At 58.9% G+C, this 19,916-nt stretch carries 16 protein-coding genes and 1 pseudogene; 14 read left to right on the top strand and 3 right to left on the bottom strand.

What is annotated here, in order from left to right; translation table 11 throughout:
* Positions 1–46: 46 nt before the first annotated feature.
* From fadR to AB1724_00580, 4 genes are all read left to right on the top strand, one after another.
* The gene (gene fadR, locus AB1724_00595) at positions 47–751 is read left to right on the top strand and encodes a fatty acid metabolism transcriptional regulator FadR (protein MEW6076286.1); all 705 of its coding nucleotides are present in this window, start codon (positions 47–49) and stop codon (positions 749–751) included.
* The gene (locus AB1724_00590; protein MEW6076285.1) at positions 715–2,310 is read left to right on the top strand and encodes a glycerol-3-phosphate dehydrogenase/oxidase; all 1,596 of its coding nucleotides are present in this window, start codon (positions 715–717) and stop codon (positions 2,308–2,310) included. Before fadR ends, AB1724_00590 begins: the two co-directional genes overlap by 37 nt.
* A 140-nt stretch (positions 2,311–2,450) precedes the next feature.
* Positions 2,451–4,001, top strand: a complete 1,551-nt coding sequence (locus AB1724_00585; GenBank protein ID MEW6076284.1) for an FGGY-family carbohydrate kinase — start codon at positions 2,451–2,453, stop codon at positions 3,999–4,001.
* Between the two features lie 18 nt (positions 4,002–4,019).
* Positions 4,020–5,714, top strand: coding sequence for an FAD-binding oxidoreductase (locus AB1724_00580; protein ID MEW6076283.1), 1,695 nt, complete (start codon positions 4,020–4,022; stop codon positions 5,712–5,714).
* A gap of 10 nt (positions 5,715–5,724) precedes the next feature.
* On the opposite strand, the gene AB1724_00575 is transcribed toward AB1724_00580, so the two are convergent.
* Both AB1724_00575 and AB1724_00570 read right to left on the bottom strand, forming a co-directional pair.
* Positions 5,725–5,979 (bottom strand): hypothetical protein, encoded by a 255-nt coding sequence (locus AB1724_00575; protein MEW6076282.1) that lies wholly within the window; start codon positions 5,977–5,979, stop codon positions 5,725–5,727.
* A gap of 204 nt (positions 5,980–6,183) precedes the next feature.
* Positions 6,184–7,437 carry an acetyl-CoA C-acyltransferase gene (locus tag AB1724_00570; GenBank protein ID MEW6076281.1) on the bottom strand — a complete coding sequence of 418 codons (1,254 nt, stop codon included), beginning with the start codon at positions 7,435–7,437 and terminating at the stop codon, positions 6,184–6,186.
* Between the two features lie 364 nt (positions 7,438–7,801).
* Here AB1724_00570 and AB1724_00565 point away from each other — a divergent pair, with 364 nt between their 5' ends.
* From AB1724_00565 to AB1724_00520, 10 genes and pseudogenes are all read left to right on the top strand, one after another.
* Positions 7,802–8,131, top strand: coding sequence for an STAS domain-containing protein (locus tag AB1724_00565; GenBank protein MEW6076280.1), 330 nt, complete (start codon positions 7,802–7,804; stop codon positions 8,129–8,131).
* Positions 8,131–8,565: an ATP-binding protein gene (locus AB1724_00560; GenBank protein MEW6076279.1), complete on the top strand. Its 435-nt coding sequence runs from the start codon at positions 8,131–8,133 to the stop codon at positions 8,563–8,565. The genes AB1724_00565 and AB1724_00560 overlap by 1 nt, the downstream gene beginning before the upstream one ends.
* Complete coding sequence (locus tag AB1724_00555; GenBank protein ID MEW6076278.1) at positions 8,565–9,575, top strand: ABC transporter substrate-binding protein; 1,011 nt, start codon at positions 8,565–8,567, stop codon at positions 9,573–9,575. Before AB1724_00560 ends, AB1724_00555 begins: the two co-directional genes overlap by 1 nt.
* On the top strand, positions 9,562–11,523 hold the full coding sequence (locus AB1724_00550; GenBank protein MEW6076277.1) for a SpoIIE family protein phosphatase: 1,962 nt from the start codon (positions 9,562–9,564) through the stop codon (positions 11,521–11,523). The genes AB1724_00555 and AB1724_00550 overlap by 14 nt, the downstream gene beginning before the upstream one ends.
* Positions 11,520–12,761 (top strand): annotated as a pseudogene (locus AB1724_00545) (OFA family MFS transporter). Before AB1724_00550 ends, AB1724_00545 begins: the two are co-directional and overlap by 4 nt.
* Entirely contained in the window at positions 12,738–13,253 is a 516-nt protein-coding gene (locus tag AB1724_00540) for an ATP-binding protein (GenBank protein ID MEW6076276.1), read from the top strand. The pseudogene AB1724_00545 and the gene AB1724_00540 overlap by 24 nt, the downstream one beginning before the upstream one ends.
* A 29-nt stretch (positions 13,254–13,282) precedes the next feature.
* A complete protein-coding gene (locus AB1724_00535) occupies positions 13,283–16,312 on the top strand; it encodes an ABC transporter substrate-binding protein (GenBank protein MEW6076275.1) in 3,030 nt (1,009 codons plus the stop codon).
* Positions 16,309–17,529, top strand: coding sequence for an STAS domain-containing protein (locus tag AB1724_00530; GenBank protein ID MEW6076274.1), 1,221 nt, complete (start codon positions 16,309–16,311; stop codon positions 17,527–17,529). The genes AB1724_00535 and AB1724_00530 overlap by 4 nt, the downstream gene beginning before the upstream one ends.
* Entirely contained in the window at positions 17,526–18,473 is a 948-nt protein-coding gene (locus tag AB1724_00525) for an ABC transporter permease (protein MEW6076273.1), read from the top strand. The genes AB1724_00530 and AB1724_00525 overlap by 4 nt, the downstream gene beginning before the upstream one ends.
* Complete coding sequence (locus AB1724_00520) at positions 18,460–19,272, top strand: ATP-binding cassette domain-containing protein (GenBank protein MEW6076272.1); 813 nt, start codon at positions 18,460–18,462, stop codon at positions 19,270–19,272. The genes AB1724_00525 and AB1724_00520 overlap by 14 nt, the downstream gene beginning before the upstream one ends.
* 15 nt (positions 19,273–19,287) lie before the next feature.
* On the opposite strand, the gene AB1724_00515 is transcribed toward AB1724_00520, so the two are convergent.
* The gene (locus AB1724_00515; protein MEW6076271.1) at positions 19,288–19,914 is read right to left on the bottom strand and encodes a nucleoside monophosphate kinase; all 627 of its coding nucleotides are present in this window, start codon (positions 19,912–19,914) and stop codon (positions 19,288–19,290) included.
* Positions 19,915–19,916 lie beyond the last annotated feature (2 nt).

Below are 19,916 nucleotides of genomic sequence, written 5' to 3'. Positions count from 1 at the left end.
AACGCTCCGGCTATCTGGTATGACCTCCTACCAGTAAGGAGAAATAATGGTTCAGACCGAAAAAACGATTTTCCGTCCCGCCCAGTTTGCCGAGCACCGGCTGGTGACGGCCATTCTGGATGAAACCTATCCGCCGGGATCCTCCCTGCCGGCGGAACGGGTGCTGGCCGAGCAATTGAACGTCACCCGCCAGACCCTGCGAGAAGTTCTGCAGCGCCTGGCCGGCGATCGCTGGATCACCATTCAGCATGGTAAGCCAACCGTCGTCAATCATTACTGGCGGGAGGGCGGCCTGGGCATTCTCAAGACCCTGGTCAATTTTACGGATTACCTGCCGGGCGAATTTATCGCGCATCTGCTTCAGGCCCGGGCGGTCTTCATGCCGGCCTGCGCCGGCACGGCGATCCGAAATCATGCGGATCAATTCCTCAAGCACCTGGAAACGGCCGAAACACTCGGCCAATCCCCTGCGGATTACTCCGTCTTTGACTGGGAGCTGCAATCTCTGATGGCCAAGTTCAGCGACAACATGATCAGTCCGCTGATTCTGAATGATTTCGCGCCGGTTTTCAGAGCGTTGGGCGAGCGCTATTTCACCCTCCCGGAAGGACGGGCGGCCTCGGCCGGATATTATCGCAAGCTGGACCGGGCCATCCGCCGGAAAACGACGGTCGAAGGCATTGTCCGCAAGGCCATGGAGGAAAGCCTGAAAATATGGAAAACGTTTCAAGAAAATCCGAGGGAGCAATAGCCATGAATCTTACCGATATTAAAAAGGACTGGGATCTGATTGTCGTCGGCGGCGGCGTCACCGGCGCGGGCATTTTCCGCGAAGCCGTGCGCATGGGGCTGCGGACCCTGCTGGTGGAGAAACAGGATTTTGCCTGGGGCACCTCCAGCCGGTCTTCCAAAATGGTGCACGGGGGCCTGCGTTACCTTAAGGAAGGCAAGCCCCTGCTGACCCGGGCCTCAGTCAGGGAACGTCAGCGCCTGCTGAACGAAGCGCCGGGGCTGATCGATCCCCTGGGTTTCCTGATGCCCCTGTTCACGGACCGCAGCCCTTCCAAAAAAATCATGGGTATCGGCCTGATGGTTTACAGCCTGATGGCCCTGGAAAAACAGCACGTCGGTTACAGCGCCGCAGAAATGACCCGGCGCATTCCGTTTCTGCGTCAGCATCACCTGGCCGGCGGATTTTATTTCAAGGACGCCCAGGTGGACGACGCCAGGCTGGTCCTGCGGCTGATCAATGAAACAATCGCGGTCGGCGGCTGCGCCGTCAACTATGCCGGCGTCCGGGAGATCCTCCGGGACCGGCAGGGGAATGTCTCCGGCGTCACGGTAAAAGACACGCTGACGGGCCAGGAAGCCGAATTGCGGACCAGGGCGGTCATCAACGCCACCGGCGCCTGGGCCGAAACCCTTCAGCCGTCGCCCCAGCACGGGCTTCACCTGCGCCCCCTGCGCGGCAGCCATCTGATTTTTCCCAAGGACTTGTTCCCGGTGGACAGCGTCGTCAGCTTCATGCACCCGGCGGACAAGCGGCCGGTGTTCATGTTCCCCTGGGAGGGGGTAGCCATCCTGGGCACCACCGACATCGATCATGATCAGGACATGAACCTGAATCCGGCCATCTCCACGGCGGAGGCCGATTACCTGATGGAGGGGATCAAATTCATCATGCCGGATCTGCCCTTGAAAAAATCCGACGCCATCGCCACCATCGCCGGGGTCAGGCCGGTTCTCAGCACCGGGCACAAGGCGGCCTCCCAGGAATCACGGGAGCATGTGGTCTGGAAAAACAACGGCCTGGTCACCGTCACCGGCGGGAAACTGACCACCTTCCGGCTGCTGGCCAGAGACGCGCTGAAAGAGGCCGGGGAGTATCTTCCCAAACAAACCCTGCCTCCGGACCGGGAACCGGTGTTCACTACTCCGAAGCAGCGACAGGACCTGCCGGCGTCCATTGCCCCGGATACCCGGCGCCGGCTTTACGGCCGCTACGGGCAGCAGGCCGACCCCATCCTTGACTACTGCCTGAAAAACACCGCCGAAACGATCCCGGAGACCAATATTTTGTGGGGCGAAGTGATCCATGCCGCCAGGAGCGAACAGGTCCGGCGCCTGACCGACCTGCTGCTGCGCCGTGTCCGCCTGGGTCTGGTGGCGAGGGACGGCGGCAGCGCGCATCTTGAAAAAATCGGTTCCCTGTGCCGGTCTTCCCTGGGCTGGGATGAGACCCGGTGGCAGACCGAGAAAAACCATTATCTCGAGACGTGGAAAAAATATTACGGACCGCCGGTGGGTTGAGATGGCGCTCCGCGCCGTTGAGGAGTTGAGGGGTGAGGCTACTTGATTCTCTGAATCCTTCTCAACAACTAAACGCCTCAACAACTAAACCATTATAAAATTAATCGAACAAGCAATTTCCCAAAGACAGGAGTTAAAAAATGAATAAAACGCTCCTATCCATCGACTGCGGAACCCAGAGCCTGCGGGCGCTGCTCTTTTCCGTCAACGGGGATATGCTGGCAAGGGCGCAGATCGAATACGCGCCCTACTACAGCGTCAAGCCCGGCTGGGCGGAACAGGACCCGGAGGTGTTCTGGACCAGTGTCGGCCAGGCCTGCCGGCGTCTGCAGAATGACGCGCCGGATCATTTTTTGGCCGTTGCCGGAATCGGCGTCACCTCCCAGCGGGCCAGCATGATCAACGTAGACCGCAACGGCATGCCCCTGCGTCCGGCCATTATCTGGCTGGACCAGCGCAAGGCCGAACCGCCGTTTGTTCCCCCGGCCGTCCTGAAGCCGGTTTTACGCCTTATTAATATGGAAGAAGCCATTGCCGAGCTTCAGGCCGAGGGCAAATGCAACTGGATCCGCCAGAACCAGCCGGAGATATGGGAAGCCACCCACAAGTATCTGCAGGTGTCCGGGTTTCTCAACTTCCGCCTGACGGGCGAGTTTGCCGATTCCGCGGCATCTCAGATCGGCCATATCCCTTTCAATTACAAAAAAATCAGGTGGGCGGGTAAATATGACCCCTCCTCCCTGTTCTTCCCCGTGGAAAAGGAAAAGCTGCCGGACATTGTCATGCCCGGAGAAACGATCGGCAAGGTGACCCATGCCGCGGCCGCGGTCACCGGGCTCGCGGCCGGGATTCCCGTCATCGCCTGCGGCTCGGACAAGGGCTGCGAAACCATCGGCGCGGGCGTCATCGACCAGACCATGGTCAGCTTAAGTTTCGGCACCACCGCCACGGTCCAGACCACTTCCGCCAGATATTTTGAGCCCATCCGCTTCATGCCGCCCTACCCGGCCCCGATTCCCGGATACTACAATCCCGAAGTGGAGATCTTCCGCGGCTTCTGGATGATCTCCTGGTTCAAGAACGAATTCGCCCACGAGGAAGTCCAGGAGGCCGCCCGGCAGGGCATCCCCGCCGAAGTCGTTTTAAACCAGCACCTGGCTCAGACCCGGCCGGGCTCCATGGGCCTGGTGGTGCAGCCTTACTGGAGCCCGGGTCTCAAACACCCGGCCGCCAAGGGCGCCATGATCGGCTTCGGCGACGTGCATACCAAAGGAATGATTTACCGCGCCGTCATTGAAGGGCTGGGCTTCGCCCTGAAGGACGGGCTGGAAAAAATGGAAAAAGCCGGGAAAATGTCGGCCCAGTCAGCGGCCGTGTCCGGCGGCGCCTCCCAGAGCGACGAAATCTGCAAAATTGTGGCCGATATCTTCAACCTGCCCATGGTCCGGGGGAAAACCCACGAGACATCGGGCCTGGGAGCGGCCATTGTCACCGCCGTGGGGACAGGACTTTACGACTCCTTTCCCCAGGCCATCAACGGCATGGTTACCCACGAAAAACAGTTTGATCCCAATCCGGAGGCGGTTGAGATTTATGAGGCGTTGTATGACCGGGTGTATCAGCGGATGTACGACGCCCTGGCGCCGCTTTATGAGGAGATACGAGATATTACCGGATATCCTGAAAAATAATCCCAAGGAGAGATAAACATGAGCCAGAATAAATCTTTCACGCCGGACTGGACGGATACACCGCCGCCGGCAGGATCATTCCGATCCATTTTCAAGTGGGGCGCCCCTGAACGGGTCAAACATCCCAGCCATGGATTTTATCAGGCAGTCAAAGACGCCCTCGGCATGACCGACGCTGATTTTTCCAGGAAAGTCAGTACCGGTGAGGAAAAGGTCGGCCGGGAAATTCCGCCCGGGATTTCTTCGAATGACCTGAAAGACCTGGTGGACATTGTCGGCCAGGAAAACGTGTCCACCGACACCTTCAACCGGCTGAAATATTCTTCCGGCAAGGCCATGGAAGATATTCTGAAGCTGCGCGAACAGATCATTGAAAACATTTCCGATGTAGTGGTGCATCCCCGCCACAGGGAAGACGTGAAAAAAATCGTGGCCCTCTGCAACCAGAGAAAGATACCTGTTTACGTGTATGGGGGCGGCAGTTCCGTTACCCTGGGGCTGTCATGCATCCGCGGCGGCATTTCTCTGGCCATGAACACCCACATGAACCGCGTTCTGGATTTTAATGAAACCCGTCAGACCATAACCGTGGAAGCAGGGATGATGGGACCGGAGTATGAGAAGATTTTAAACAGCGCGCCGGAGAGATTCAAGGCCGCCTACCGCTACACCGGCGGTCATTTTCCCCAGTCCTTTGAATATTCATCCGTGGGCGGTTGGGTGGTTACCCTAGGCGCCGGCCAGAATTCTTCTTATTACGGTGATGCCTATGACCTTGTTATCAGTCAGGAATATGTTACACCCACGGGATCTTTCACCACCCTGCCGTTTCCTGCCACCGCTACCGGTCCCAAGGTCAACGACATCATGAAAGGCAGCGAGGGGTGCTTCGGCGTACTTGTTGCAGTTACAATGAAAATTTTTAGGTATTTTCCGGAAAATCGCCAACCTTTCTCCTACATGATGCCGGACTGGGAATCCGCCGTGAATGCCGCCCGGGATATCTGCCAGGGAGAATTCGGCATGCCCGCCATCTTGCGCATATCCGATGCCGAAGAAACGGACATTGCCATGAAAATGTTCGGCATCTCCGGATCACCCCTGGATAAACTGATGATTTTCCGCAATCAGAAACCGGGAAGACGCTGCCTGCTCATCGGCCAGTCAGACGGAAATAAAAAATTTGCATTTCAAGTGAAGAAAAATATAAAAGAGATTTGCGCTAGTTATAACGGAATGTACCTGACCAGCTACCCCATGAACAAGTGGATGCACGGCCGCTTCAGCGATCCGTTTATGCGGGAAGACCTGAATGATTACGGCGTGATTATCGATACCCTGGAATCATCGGTCACCTGGGACAACCTGCACCGCCTGCATCAGGGGGTCCGCGCTTACATCAAAAGTCACCCACACACCATCTGCATGACCCACTCCTCGCATTTTTACCGCCAGGGCACAAACCTCTATTTTATCTTTCTAAGGCGATCCATGCCCGCCAAAGAGTTTCTGGAGTTTCAGCGGAACGTCATCGAACAGATCGAAAAGCACGGCGGATCATTGAGCCATCACCACGGCGCGGGGAAAATGATGGGGCCCTGGATGGAAAAGCACCTGGGCAAGGAACAGATGGCGGTCTTAAAGGCCATTAAAAAACATTTTGACCCCAACAACATCATGAATCCGGGGGGAACACTGGGGCTGGACGGATAAGTCCGCGGGGTCAAGGAATGCCGAACCGCTTTTTCAGCGCCTCCGCATCTTCCACCAGGTCGATGCCTTTTACCGTCAGCGTGATCATGGTGGCGACATAAGGAGGAAAGAGAACGGACTTTCCCAGTTCGATGTATTCGCATTTCTCAAGGTAAATCAGGTTCCAGTTCATCTCTTCCGGGCTGGTGCCGCAAGACTCTTCCAGTTCCCTGATATCAACCGATGAATTGGGGTGACGACGGAACGTATCATACAGATACACCATTATCCGGTATCTCAAATGAAAATGGCTTTCGCTTTGTTGATTTTCCATGAGAAAAAAGGCGCTCAAAAACAGTCGTCTTTGAGCGCCTTGCCTTTATCATAAAGAACGCGGTCCTCGTTGAGGCTTATGCCGGGACCAAATCAAAGATGATCTCAAGGCGGACAGACAGCCGACACAAAAGAGCGCTTTGATCTGGTATCGGGATTACATCATTTCCAGAACCGTGGCCATGGAGACCCCGCCGCCGCCGCAGAGGGTGGCCAGGCCCAGGGTTTTGCCGCGTTTTTTCATGGCATGGATCAGCGTCACCATTACGCGGCAGCCGGTGGAACCGACCGGATGGCCCAGACCGATGCCGGAACCGTTGACGTTGGTGATCTCCCGCTTCAGGCCCATTTCCTTTTCACAGCCCAGATACTGGGCGGCAAAAGCCTCGTTCAGCTCGATCAGTTCAAACGAGTCCATGTTCAGGCCGGCATTTTTAGCCAGCAGGTTTTTCACCGCCGGCACCGGGCTCAAGCCCATCACCGCCGGGTGACAGGCGCCGCGGGAAACGGCTTTGATTCTGGCCAGCGGCTTTTTGCCCAGCTCCTTGGCCTTTTCCGCGGACATCAGCACCATGGCCGAGGAGCCGTCATTCAACCCCGAAGCGTTGCCGGCCGTGACCTTGCCGATTTTGGGAATAAACGCCGGCGGCAGCTTGGCCATCTGCTCCAGGGTCGCGCCCGGCCGGAAATGCTCGTCCTTGTCAAAAATAACCGGGGGTTTCCCTCTTTTCTGGGGGATTTCCACCGGCACGATTTCCTCGACAAAATCGCCTTCCCTGGTGGCCCGCTCCACGTTATTGTGGCTGCGGACCGCGATCTCGTCCATCTCTTCGCGGCTGATGTTTTTATAGGCCGCCACCAGTTCGGCCGTGTGGCCCATGATATAGGGTTTCCCCCTCATCAGGTCGATGATTTCACCTTCCTTGACCGGACCGTCTTCCGGATGAGGAATAATGTGGGAACCGCAGTGAAGACCCCGGATCAGGGCATCCACCAGGGGCTTGTCCTGAAGACGGCAGCCCCAGCGGGCATCCTGGGAGATATAAGGTACGCCGGACATGTGCTCCACGCCACCGGCCAGGATCACATCGGCCATGCCGGCCTGGATCATGGCCATGCCGCTCACCACCGCCTCCATGCCGGATATGCACACCCGGTTGATCGTTGCCGCGGTGACCGTGTCCGGAATGCCGGCCAGCAGCGCGCCGACGCGGGTGACGTTCATGGAGTCCGCCGGATCCAGGCAGCAGCCGAAACGCACGTCATCAATAATGACAGGATCAATACCGGCCCTTTTGACCGCTTCTTTCATGGAGACGCTGGCAATATGGGCGGCAGGCATATCCTTCAGGGTTCCGCCGAAGGTTCCGATGGGCGTCCGGCAGGCCGAAACAATAACGACATCTTTCATGGACATACTCCTTTCTACACAACAGCAATTATAGGCTTTGATGGTTTTATATGCATTCTGCTGAACCTTTTGAAACAAAGCTTTCCCTTAATATGCTCCGGAGAAAAAGTCAATGATATCCTTCAGGTCCAATTCCCGCCCGGGATTAAAGATGACACCGGAACGGGCCGGATCCGCATTGACAAAACCGGCGCCCTGGAGTAGTTTCAAGGTCGGATTTCAGGTTCCGGTGGCAGGACATCTGCTGTTAAACCGGATGGTTTGGCGCAGCCGGGTCCTTCGATCAGAGTTCATCAGGCCTCCCTAAAAAGAGCGCCCGGACGAAGGGTTTGTTTCTCATTTCAGACGAGGAGGACAAGTGGATATGCAGACAAGACAGGAAGGCAGAGTGACCGTGGTGTCCCCTTCGGGAAAGATCGACGCCATGACCGCGCCGGCTTTTGAAGCCTCACTTTCCGGTCTGATCGGGGAGGGGCGGCTATGCCTGGCCCTGGATCTTGGCGGGGTGGAATATATCAGCAGCGCCGGCCTGAGAGTAATATTGGCGACGGCCAAAGCGCTTAAAAGCAAAAACGGTGTCCTGCTGCTGGCCAATGTCCGGGGGACGGTCAAAGAAGTCTTTGATATCTCGGGTTTCGGGTCCGTGTTCAGCATGCATGAATCCGTGGAAGCGGCTGTGAAAGCAGCGGGGTGATGCAGACTTCTCCTTCCGCCATCCGCCTTCCGGCCGCCCTGACACGCCTTCCGGAGGTAATGACATTCGTGGAAACCCATGCCGCGGCGGCCGGGGTCCCCGCGGCAAAGCGTTCCGCCCTCTGCCTGGCCGTGGAAGAGGCCTTTGTCAACATCTGTTCCTATGCTTTCAAAAACGGACAGGGAGAGGTGGCCCTGACCTGTGCGGCCGCTGCCGGCGCCTTTGTGCTGGAAATTGCGGATACCGGGCCGGAATTTGACCTGCTGTCGGTTCCGGAGCCGGACCTTTCCGCTCCCATGGAACAGCGGCGGATCGGCGGCCTGGGCATCCATTTTATCCGGAAATTCACGGACCATGCCGACTGGCGCCGGGAAAACGGCAGGAACATCCTCCGCCTGACCGTCCATCTGAGCGGCGGGGGATCACAACCATAATGAAATCCCGGCCCGCAACCGAATTCGCCCGCATTGTCCTGCTGTGCCTGGGGTGTTGCCTGCTGCTTGGGGTTGGCGGCGCCAACGGCGGCGAAGAAGAGGGCTTGACGCCCTGCACCCTGATGCCCCTGTGGAGCCCCCAGGCCCAGTTTGCCGGATACTATGTGGCGCAGGACAAGGGGTTTTACCGGAAACACGGCCTGGACATGGTCATCCTCAAAGGCGGTCCCGCCTGTTCCGGCTGTGAATATCTCAAAGACGGCCGGGCCGATTTCGCCGTCCTGTGGCTGACCACGGCCATCCGGCAATACGGTGAAGGGCTCCGGCTGGTGCATGTGGGACAGATGGTTCCCCGGTCTTCCATGATGCTGGTGGCCAGAAAGTCAAGGGACATCCGGGAGCCGGCCGATCTGAAGGGCGCCAAGGTGGGGGTCTGGGGGGGTGATCTGGCCCTGCCGCCCCGGGCGTTCTTCAGAAAATTCGGACTTGAAGTGAAAGAAGTCCCTCAGTCCTATACCGTCAATCTTTTCCTGCGCGGGGGCGTGGATGCGGCCTCGGCCATGTGGTACAACGAATACCACACCATCCTGAACTCCGGCATCGATCCCGACGAACTGACCGTCTTTCCCATGTGGGAATACGGTCTGAATTTTCCCGAAGACGGCCTTTACATGATGGAAGCCGCCTACAGGAAAAATCCCTCCCTTGCCGCCGCTTGCGTCCAGGCGTCGCTGGAAGGATGGGCCTATGCCTTCGACCATCCCGAAGAAGCCCTGGACATTGTCATGCAATATATGCAAGCGGCGAAAATAAGCGCCAACCGGACGCATCAGCGCTGGATGCTGGCGAGAATGCGGGACCTGATCATGCCGGCCATGAAAACCGGAGATCACAGGCCATTGAACCGGACGGATTTTACGTCGGTCTCAACCTTTCTTCTGCAGTCCGGGCTGATCAGAGAAGCCCCGGATTTTGACGCATTTACCGGAGGGCCCCGTGTCGCCCCCTGACGCCCGATCACTTCACTCCGGCATCAAATGGCATCACCGGTTATCCGTCCGGTTGAGCGTTCTGTTTTCCGTCTTCAGTATTCTGATTTTCAGCGGGGTGCTGGGCTATAATTATTATCATGCCCGGAAAATGATCATCGCCAAGACGGAGGCGCAGGCCAGAAATATCGTCACCGCGGCCGCCGACAAAGTGTCGACCACCATTGCCTCGGTAGTGGCCGTTACGGATTCCATGGCCCTTTCCCTGGAAATGTTTCCCTATGACAACGACCGGCTGCTGGCCTTTATCAGGGCATCGGTTCTGTCCCACCCGGATGTGTTCGGCTCCACCGTAGCCTTCGAGCCTTACACGGACAGCCGATTCCCGGCCCCTTACGCGCCTTATTTTTACAAAACACCGGACGGCGCGGGTTTTGTCGACCTGAAGGAGAGTTACGACTACACCCTGCAGGACTGGTACCAGATTCCCCGGGAACTGGGGAGAAAGGAATGGAGCGAGCCCTATTTCGACGAAGGCGGCGGCAACATCCTCATGGCCACCTACTCTGTCCCCTTTTATGAAAAGCGGGGGAGTCAAAGGCGGTTTGCCGGAATCGTGACGGCCGACATATCCCTTGGGCACCTGACGGATATCGTCTCTTCGATCCGGGTGCTGAAAACAGGATACGGCTTTCTGCTGTCCAGGAACGGCGTTTTTCTGGCCCATCCCCGGCAGGACATCGTCATGAACGAATCCGTGTTCAGCCTCGCCGAGGAACGGAACGATCAGTCGCTGCGGGAAATGGGCCGCCGCATGGCCGCCGGACAGAGCGGGTTTATTCCGTCCGCCGCCATTGACGGCGCTCCCGGCTGGATGTACTACGCCCCGTTGGGGCAGATGGGCGGCACCATCGGCGTGGTTTTCCCGGAGGGCGAACTGCTTTCGGACATCCGCAACCTGACGGGAATTATGGCCAGCATGGGATTGGCGGGTGTTCTGCTGCTGGCCCTGGTGGTGGTCTTCATTTCCGGATCCATCACGCGGCCTATCCGGGCGCTGGCGGACTCGTCAGGCAGAATCGCGGCCGGGGATTTCGATGCCGGACTGCCGGAACCCCGGTCCCGGGACGAGATCGGCGTCCTGACCCGGGATTTCAGGACCATGCGGGACTCGCTCAAGGATCACATCCGCCGGTTGACGGAAACAACCGCCGCCAGGGAGCGGATGGAGAGTGAGCTGAAAATCGCCCACGACATCCAGATGTCGATCCTGCCCAAGACCTTTCCACCGTTTCCCACCCGCGATGAATTCGACCTTTATGCCCTGATCGCGCCGGCCAGGGAGGTCGGCGGGGACTTTTACGACTTCTTTCAACTGAACGAAAACACGCTCTGTTTTGTCATCGGTGATGTTTCCGGCAAGGGGGTGCCGGCGGCCCTGTTCATGGCGATCACCAAAACGCTGATCAAGTCTTTTGCCAGAGGGGATGTCTCGCCGGACGAGATCCTCTCCCATGTCAACGGGGAACTGGCCGCCGATAATGAAGCCTGCATGTTTGTCACGCTTTTCTGCGGCCTGCTTGACATGACCAGCGGGGAGATCCGGTACGCCAACGCCGGCCACAACCCGCCGGTCCTCATCAAGAGAAACGGCGGGGTGGAATGGCTGCCCCGGGCCGCATCCCTGGTGGCCGGCGCCATGCCGGAAGTTGAATTCCAGTGTGAACGCCTCCGCCTTGGACCGGGGGACAACCTCTTCCTTTACACCGACGGCGTGACCGAGGCAATGAACAAAGCCGAAGAATTCTTTTCGGAGGAAAGCCTGATCGGAGAACTGGCCGGCGCCGCGGATCTTTCAATCAGGGAGGCCATCGAAAAAATAATGAATGCGGTTCATCGTTTTTCAGACGGCGCCCCGCAATCGGACGATATCACCATGATGATGATCCGTTATTCCGGGGGAAAATGAACGGGAAAGAAAAAAACCGGTGGCTTATTGCCGCTTCGGCCGTGGGCATTCACCTGTCCATCGGATCCGTTTACGCCTGGAGCGTTTTTGCCAAGCCCATCGTCGCCCAGGTCGGATGGAGTTTCAAGGAAGTCCAGCTGACATTCAGCATCGCCATTCTGTTTCTCGGTCTTTCCGCCGCTTTTCTGGGGCGTTTTGTCGAAAAATACGGGCCCCGGAAAGCCGGCACTCTGGCCGCCTGCTTTTTCGGCGTCGGCATCGCCTCGTCCGGGCTGGCGGTCCGGCTGGAGAACCTGTATCTCCTCTATATCTGCTACGGGGTTCTGGGCGGCATCGGCCTGGGGGTGGGGTATATCGCTCCGGTGTCGACGCTGGTCAAATGGTTCCCGGACCGGCGCGGACTGGCGACCGGCCTGGCCATCATGGGATTCGGCTTCGCGTCACTGATCGCCGGCCCGATTATCCAGAGACTGATTGTAGCGGCGGGACTGGCCGACACATTTTTCCTGCTGGGTCTGTTTTATTTCACCCTCATGTTTCTGTCCTCGCAATACCTGGCCCCACCCCGGCCCGGCTGGGTCCCGGGAAATTTCCAGGGAGCGGCGCCCCTGCCGGAGGAAGGAAAAATAAAGGATGAGCGCTGGCAGCTTTGCGCCGGTGAAGCCGTTAAAACGCGGCGCTTCTACTGGCTCTGGATCATGCTGTTTATCAATGTCACCTGCGGGATAGCGGTCATTTCCGCGGCCTCGCCCATGGGACAGGAAATAGCCGGACTGACGGCCTCACAGGCCGCGGCCATGGTCGGGCTTATCGGGCTGTTCAACGGCGGCGGCCGCATCGTCTGGGCCACGCTGTCGGATTACATCGGCCGGGCGAACACCTATTCCGCTTTTTTTGTGATTCAGATTATCGCTTTCTTCCTGCTGCCCAAGACATCCGATCCCTGGCTTTTCCAGGGGCTGCTTTTTCTGGCCATGACCTGTTACGGCGGCGGATTTTCCTGTATCCCGGCTTATATCGGCGATATTTTCGGCACCCGCCAGCTGGCCGCGATTCATGGGTACATCCTGACCGCCTGGGCGGCCGCCGGCCTGGCCGGACCGGTGTTCGCGGCCTGGGTGAGGGAATCCACTGGAAACTATGTCGGCACCATGTCCGTTTTCATGGTTTTATTCTGCCTGGCCCTGACGGTGTCGCTGCTGATCCGCCTGGATTTGCGTCATGTCAGGAAACTGCAGCAGCGGCCGGTTCCGCCTCCGGTTCCGGAAATCCCGGCTGCCGGAGAAACGACCCGCTCTTTCCCGGCCAGACCGGATGTGATCCGGCCGGTCATCAATTTCATCACGGCCCAGGCGGAACAAGCCGGGCTTCCAGGCCGGACGGTTTCCCGCCTGCAGCTGGCCGCGGAAGAGGCGATTACCAATATCTGCCATTATGCCTATCTGGAAGAGTCCGCCATCAACCGCGTCAATTATGCCTATCAGAATCCGGGCTACGTGGTGGTAAATCTCAGGAATAAGGCCGACGCCTTTGAAGTGGACCTCATTGATCAGGGAGAGTTGTTCAATCCCCTGATGGTGCCGTCCCCGGCTTTCGGCGATTCTCTGGACAATTTCGACGCCAGGGGGCTGGGGATTCATCTGCTTCGAAAAATGGCCGATGAGGTCGGGTATCAGCGGACGGATAAACAGAACATCCTCACCCTGGTGATGAAGAAAGAACGCGGTTAACTCGTCTTCCCGCGGGCGGATCGGAAAACATGAAAACCATTTTCAGGCACTTGTGGCCGGCCGTCAGCCTGATTCTGGCGGCGTCTTTTATACTGCTGCTGTCGGACCGGGAACAGCGAACCGGACATGTCAAAGAGATCGCCCGCGTCTTTCCGTCCATCGCGGTGATGCAGATCGCTTCGTCGGCCGTGCTGGACACCCACGTTGCCGGCGTGGTCAGCCGGCTGGATGAAAAAGGCTACCGGGCGCCGGACGGGAAAAACATCCGTTTCTACAATCCCCAGGGGGATTACGCCACGGCCAGCGCCATGGCCCGGGACATGGTCAACAGTCCCTATGGCCTGCTCATCACCTCCAGCACCGTCGCCCTGCAGGTGGTCGCCAAGGCCAACACAGCCGTCCGGAAACCCCATGTATTCGGAACGGTCACCGACCCCTACGGGGCCGGGGTGGGCATCACCGGCCCGGAACCGGACCAGCACCCGCCCTACATGGCCGGAGTGGGGACGTTTCAGCCGGTCGAGCGCACCATCGAGATCGCCCGGGACATGAACCCCGGGCTCAAACGGCTGGGGGTGGTCTGGAACCCCGGGGAGCAGTGTTCGGAAGTTTGCCTGAAAAAAGCCCGGCAGACCTGTGAATCGCTGGGGATCGAACTGGTTGAAGCCAACGCCGGCAATACCTCCGAGGTGCCCGAAGCCCTGCGTTCGGTGATCGCCAAAAACGTGAACGCCGTCTGGGTCGGCGGAGACAACGTCGCCATCGCGGCCGTCCGGCTGATGATCGATCTGGCCGGCCAGGCCGGTATACCGGTGTTCACCAACGATCCCACGGATACGGAAAAAGGAGCCCTGTTCGGCCTGGGCGCCGATTATTTTACCGTGGGGCAGTATACCGCCGACATTGCCGTGGCGGTCCTGGAGGGGAAGAAGCCGTCCGCCTTCCGCATTGAAAACATGGTTCCGGAAAAACTGGCCGTGAACCGGCAAGTCCTGGCCTCCCTGAAGGATATGTGGCGAATGACATCCCCGATTGAACAGTTACTGTCCGGCCAGAAGCCCCAGCCCGGAGAAGAACCGGCTGATCCTGATCCGGACAGCCCCGTACAGGACTTGGCCGAACTAACCGCCCGGACAGCACCGGGGAGTTCGTCACCCGCGGACACGCCCCTCTCTCCGGAAAAAAGCAGGCAACTGGCGCTGGATATGGCGGCCTTGGAAAAAGCCGGCGTCACGCCTCCGGAAGACCTGCTGACAAAAGCCGATGTTTTTCTCAATCTCCGCGGCCCGGATCAACCGCCGGCGAAAATCGCCCTGGTGAACCTGGTGGAAAACACCGCCCTGCTGGATGCCGTCAACGGCGTGAAAACGGCGTTATACGAAATGGGATTGCGTGAAAAAACCGATTTTACGGTGACCGAATACTGCGCCCAGGGGGACATGTCTCAGCTTTCCCAGATCCTGGACCGCATCGCCATGGAACCGCCTGATGCCCTGGTCACGGTGACCACGCCGGCGTTCATCGCCGCCGTCAAAAGAGATTTTGCCTTTCCCCTGATTTTCACCGTGTGCAGCGATCCGGAAAAACTGGGGGTCTTCAAGACCGGCCGCCCGCCCAACGTCTGCGGCATTTATGATGACCCGCCGGTGGCCGAACTGCTCAGAATGGCGGCAAAACATGATCCGGCCCTGAAGGCGGTCGGCATCATCTACGACGCCGGCCAGATGAACTCTCTGATTTCCGTGGAAAAGCTCCGCCGGGCGGGGCCGGACCAGGGCATAACCGTTCTTGAGGCCACGGCGTCCACGGTTTCCGATCTGCCCATGGCGGCCCGGTCGGTAATCCAGCGGGGAGCGGGCGCCATCATCCTGTCCGCCGACAACCTGGTCACGACGGGATTTGCCGCCATTGACAAGGCGGCCGGAGAGGCCGGCATTCCGATATACGTGACCGATGTCGATCTGGTGGCAAAAGGGGCGGACGGCGCCATCGGCGACAGTTATTTCGAGTGGGGCAAGGCTTCCGGAGAACTGGTGGCCAGGGTCCTGGCCGGCGTGCCGCCGGCCCGGCTGCCGGTATCGCCGACCCGGGTTCATCACCGGGTGGATCCCGGAGAGATAACGGCTGCACCGCCGGCCAAACCCTTTCAACTGCGGATCGTGCTGTACAGTGAAACGGAATTCGCCGAGCAATGCCGGCAAGGGCTGATTGACGGAATCGCCAAAGCCGGACTCCGGGAGGGAAGGGATTACGTGCTGAAATCCTACAACGCCCAGGGTGACATGTCCACCCTGTCGAGCATCATGACCACCGTCCGATCGGACCGGGTGGACCTGCTGATGGCGGTTTCAACGCCCACCCTTCAGGCGGCCCTGCGACAGGCCGGCGAAGAGACCCGCATCGTTTTCACCGGCGTGGGAGACGGCGTCAAAGCAGGCGCGGGGAAAAGCGAGACCGACCATCTGCCCAATGTCACCGGGATCACTACCCGCTCGCCCTTTGAAGGCATGGTCCGGATCATCCGGCAGACCCTGCCGGATGCCCGCCGGGTGGGCACCCTGTTCACACCGGCTGAAATCAACAGCGTGCTTTACAAGGACGGGCTCAAAGAAGCGCTGGAAAAAGAGGGCCTGGAACTGGTGACCGTCCCGGTCACGTCCAGCGCCGATGTGGCCCAGGCGGCCATCGAGCTCTGCGGCCAGGACATTCAGGTCGTGGCCCAGGTGGTGGACAACCTGACCCGCCCGGGGTTCGCGCTGATTGCCAGAAAAGCCGCGGAGAACGATCTGCCGGTCTTTGTTTTTGACAGCGCCCAGATGAAAGACGGCGGGGTGATCTGCCTGGCCCGGGATTATTATGACGCCGGGCTGGAGGCGGCGGAAAAAGCCGTCCGGATCCTGCGCGGGGAAAACCCCGGGACTATCCCCTTTACCAATACCCAGTCCGAAAAACTGCTTGTCAATCGGGATCTGGCCGCACGATACAAGCTCCGGATCTCGGACGAACTCATGAAAAAGGCTACCCTTTTCAAGCCTGATAACGAGCGGGACGGAAAATGAAAATTGACTGCCGGCAACGGGGAAAATATCTGCTGATAAAGGCGGAAGGACGGTTAGACGCCTCCTGGGCGGAATATTTCGCGGACACGCTTCTGCTTCAGATCCGCCAGGGGCAGCACCATCTGATACTTGATGCCGCGGGCACGATTTTCTTAAGCTCCGCCGGTATCCGCGCCCTGCTGCAGGTGTTCCGGGAGCTCAAGGCGGTAGAAGGTGATTTTCGGATCGTCAATCCTAGCGCTTTTGTGGAACAGACCCTGAACACCTCCGGATTCCAGATGTGGCTGGGCCGGGGGATGCCGGAGGATATGCCGGCCGACGGGGCAGGCGAAGAACCGGCAGCGACCGGTCAAGCCGGCATTCAGCGTTATCGACTGAACGAAAAAGCCGCGCTGGCTGTCTCCGAGCCGGTCTGCTGGCGGCCCTGGCGGAAAGTCGGCAAAGACCGGGTAAAAACCCTTACCTTTGACCGGAACGCCTGCTGCCTGGGAATCGGCAGCGCCGCCGCCACCGATAAGGAAGCCGAAGATCTTTTCGGCGAATTTCTGGTCGTGGCCGGAAACGTGGTTTATCAGCCGCCGGATGAACAGGCGCCTCCGGATTATCTGATCGCCGAAAACCGGTTTCTGCCCCGCATGCAGTGTATCCAGGCTTTGAGCTGGACCGGCGAGATGGGTCATTTAATCCGGTTCGCCCCCACGGACACAAGGCCCTTTTATACTGTCTCGGCCCTGATAAAGCTTGTTCTGGAGCAGACCGGCGGCCGGCCGGCCGGGTTCGTTATCGCAGGAGAAATCGAGGGGCTGGTGGGAGCGGCGCTGATCCGGTCGCCGGGACATATCCAGGAGGATATTGAAACCATCTCCTTTCCCGAAATCCGGAAATGGCTGACCTTCTGCGGAGAGCGGTCCTTTGCCCATCAACAGGCCCTGCTGGTCGGCGTTGTCACGGCTGCGGTCGGCCCTCTGACGCCGGAGATGTCCGCCTCATCGGATTGGGCCGCCCATATTCATGCCGCGGTTTTTCCATACCAGCCGCTGCCCAACGGCAGGATCGATCTGCCGGCGATCACGGAGAAATTTTTCAACGGGCCGTCCCCCCTGGCCGTCATCCACCTGACCGATGATAACCGTCCCGCCATCGGACTGGGTGAAAGCGCCTTGATACGGGGCGCCTGCTGGTGTGGCCCCTTGAACAATCCGGAGGTTTTGTCATGAGCCTGGTCATCGGCGCCTTTACCATGGGACTGATTCTTTCCCTCCTGTCCCTGGGCATGTTCATCAGTTTCCGGATGATCCGGTTTACGGACATTACCGTTGACGGTTCCATCACCCTGGGCGCGTCCGTTTCCGCCCTCATGATCGCGCATGGATATTCCCCCTGGCTGGCGATTCTGGTTTCCGTCACGGGCGGCGCCCTGGCCGGGACAGCCACCGGCATCCTTTATACCCGCTTCAGAATCCAGGAGATTCTGTCCGGGATCCTGGTGATGACGGCCCTGTATTCCATCAACCTGCGAATCATGGGCAGGAGCAATATCCCGCTTCTGGATGTGGCTACCGTTTCCAGCGGCATTGAAAGAGTGCTTGAGAAAATCACCTCCGGGGCTTCCCGGATCGACGTCCTGGGATGGCCGGTGCCGCCGGGGGACCTGGCGATTTTAGCAACCAGCGGCGCCATTACCGTGCTGATATCCGCGCTGCTGTTCATGTTCCTGCTGACCCATATCGGTACCGCCCTGCGGGCCGCCGGCAGCAATCCCCAAATGGTGCGGGCACAGGGTGTCAACAACCGGACCATGATCGTTTTCAGCCTGGCCCTAGCCAATGCCCTGGTGGCTTTCGCCGGCTCGCTGCTGGCCCAGTATCAGGGTTTCGCGGATGTCCAGATGGGCATTGGCATGATGGTCTGGGGCCTGGCCAGCATCATCATCGGCGAAGCCCTGGTGGGACGCGCGGGTCTCGGGCTGACCATCACCGGCGTGATCCTGGGGACCATCCTGTTCCGGCTGCTGATTGCCATCGCCCTGCGCTGGGGATTGAACCCCAACGACCTGAAACTGGTGACGGCCGTTTTTGTCTTCGCCGCGCTGGTCGCACCGGCATGGTTCGGCTCCCTGGGTCGCAAGATAAAAGGAGGGCGCCGGCATGCTGAAAATTGACGCGGTCGCCAAGACTTTTCATGCCCATACCGTTAATGAAATCCGGGCCCTGCGGGATGTCCGTTTGACCATAGAAGAGGGAAGTTTTACCGCGATCATCGGGACCAACGGGTCAGGCAAAAGCACGCTGCTCAACGCCGTGGCCGGAACGTTTTTCGTGGACAGCGGCCGTATCCATCTCGATGGCCGCGATATCACCGCCTGGCCGGAGTATAAACGGGCTTGTCTCATCGGCCGGGTCTTTCAGGACCCGTTCGCGGGGACAGCGCCGGACATGACCATCGCGGAGAACATCGCCATTGCCGTGAAACGGGGCAAACACCGGTCCCTTCGCCCGGCCGTGACCCGCTCTTTCCGTGAGGAGGTGGCCGAGCGGGTCCGCATTCTGAAGATGGGGCTTGAAGACCGGCTGGGCAATCCCATCGGCACCCTTTCCGGCGGCCAGCGGCAGGCGTTGACGCTGCTCATGGCTGTCTGGACCCGTCCCCGGCTCCTTCTGCTGGATGAACACACGGCCGCCCTGGATCCCAAAAGCGCCGCCAAGGTGGCGGAACTGACAAAAAAGATGATCGAGAAGGAAAAGCTCACCGCTCTGATGGTGACCCATTCCATGCAGCAGGCCGTTGATCTGCCCGACCGCATTATCATGATGCACCGGGGAATGATCGTGGAAGACTATCAGCAGGAACGGAAACGACGGGTCCGGGTGCCTGACCTGATGGCCACCTTTGACCGGGTTCAGAAGAGGGAGCTCTTTGACGAGTCGGTTGCCGTCATGCTGGAAGAACAATATTATTAGAATCCGGGGAGGAATCTATTCTGTTGCATAACCTGATGCCACCAGACAAGCCATATCCGCCGGGGTGGCATCGACGGTTGCCGCTACGGCCCATATCCGGGCGCCCCGATCCCGATAGTACTCGATCAGTGGCAGGGTTCGACGGTTAAAGACGTCCAGCTTTCTTGCTATCTCCTCCGGCGTATCGTCAATCCGGCCGGTACGGTCCTTTCCCGTGTTTTCGGCAATGCGCCGGCAGACCCCTTCAGGCGTACAGACCAGATGGACCAAGGCCTGAATGTTCACCAGCCGGTCCGTATCCCTGGCCTGGTCCAGGTGACGAGGCAAACCGTTTAGCACCAGCAGATCGTTATTCCCGACTTGCCGGTCTTTAATAAAAGCCGACAGAATGGATTCAGCCAGATAGAACGTATCGTTTTCAAGCAATGCGCCGCCATGCAACACACCCTCCAGAAACCGCCGGTCGGTTTCGCTGATGTCCGTATGGCCGCAGGCGGCCGCCTGCCGCAGGTTTTCCCCGAAATCAAAATGATGGCAGGCCCGGCCATTCAGACCGTTCTTTTCAAAAAACCTTCCCAGAGGCGTCTTGCCGGAACCGGTCGGTCCCACCAGCAGCAGGGCCTGATATCGATGCGTTTCCACGG

Source organism: Thermodesulfobacteriota bacterium, from assembly GCA_040753795.1.
Lineage (GTDB): Bacteria > Desulfobacterota > Desulfobacteria > Desulfobacterales > Desulfosudaceae > JBFMDX01.
This window is presented reverse-complemented; position numbering and strand designations above follow the sequence as displayed.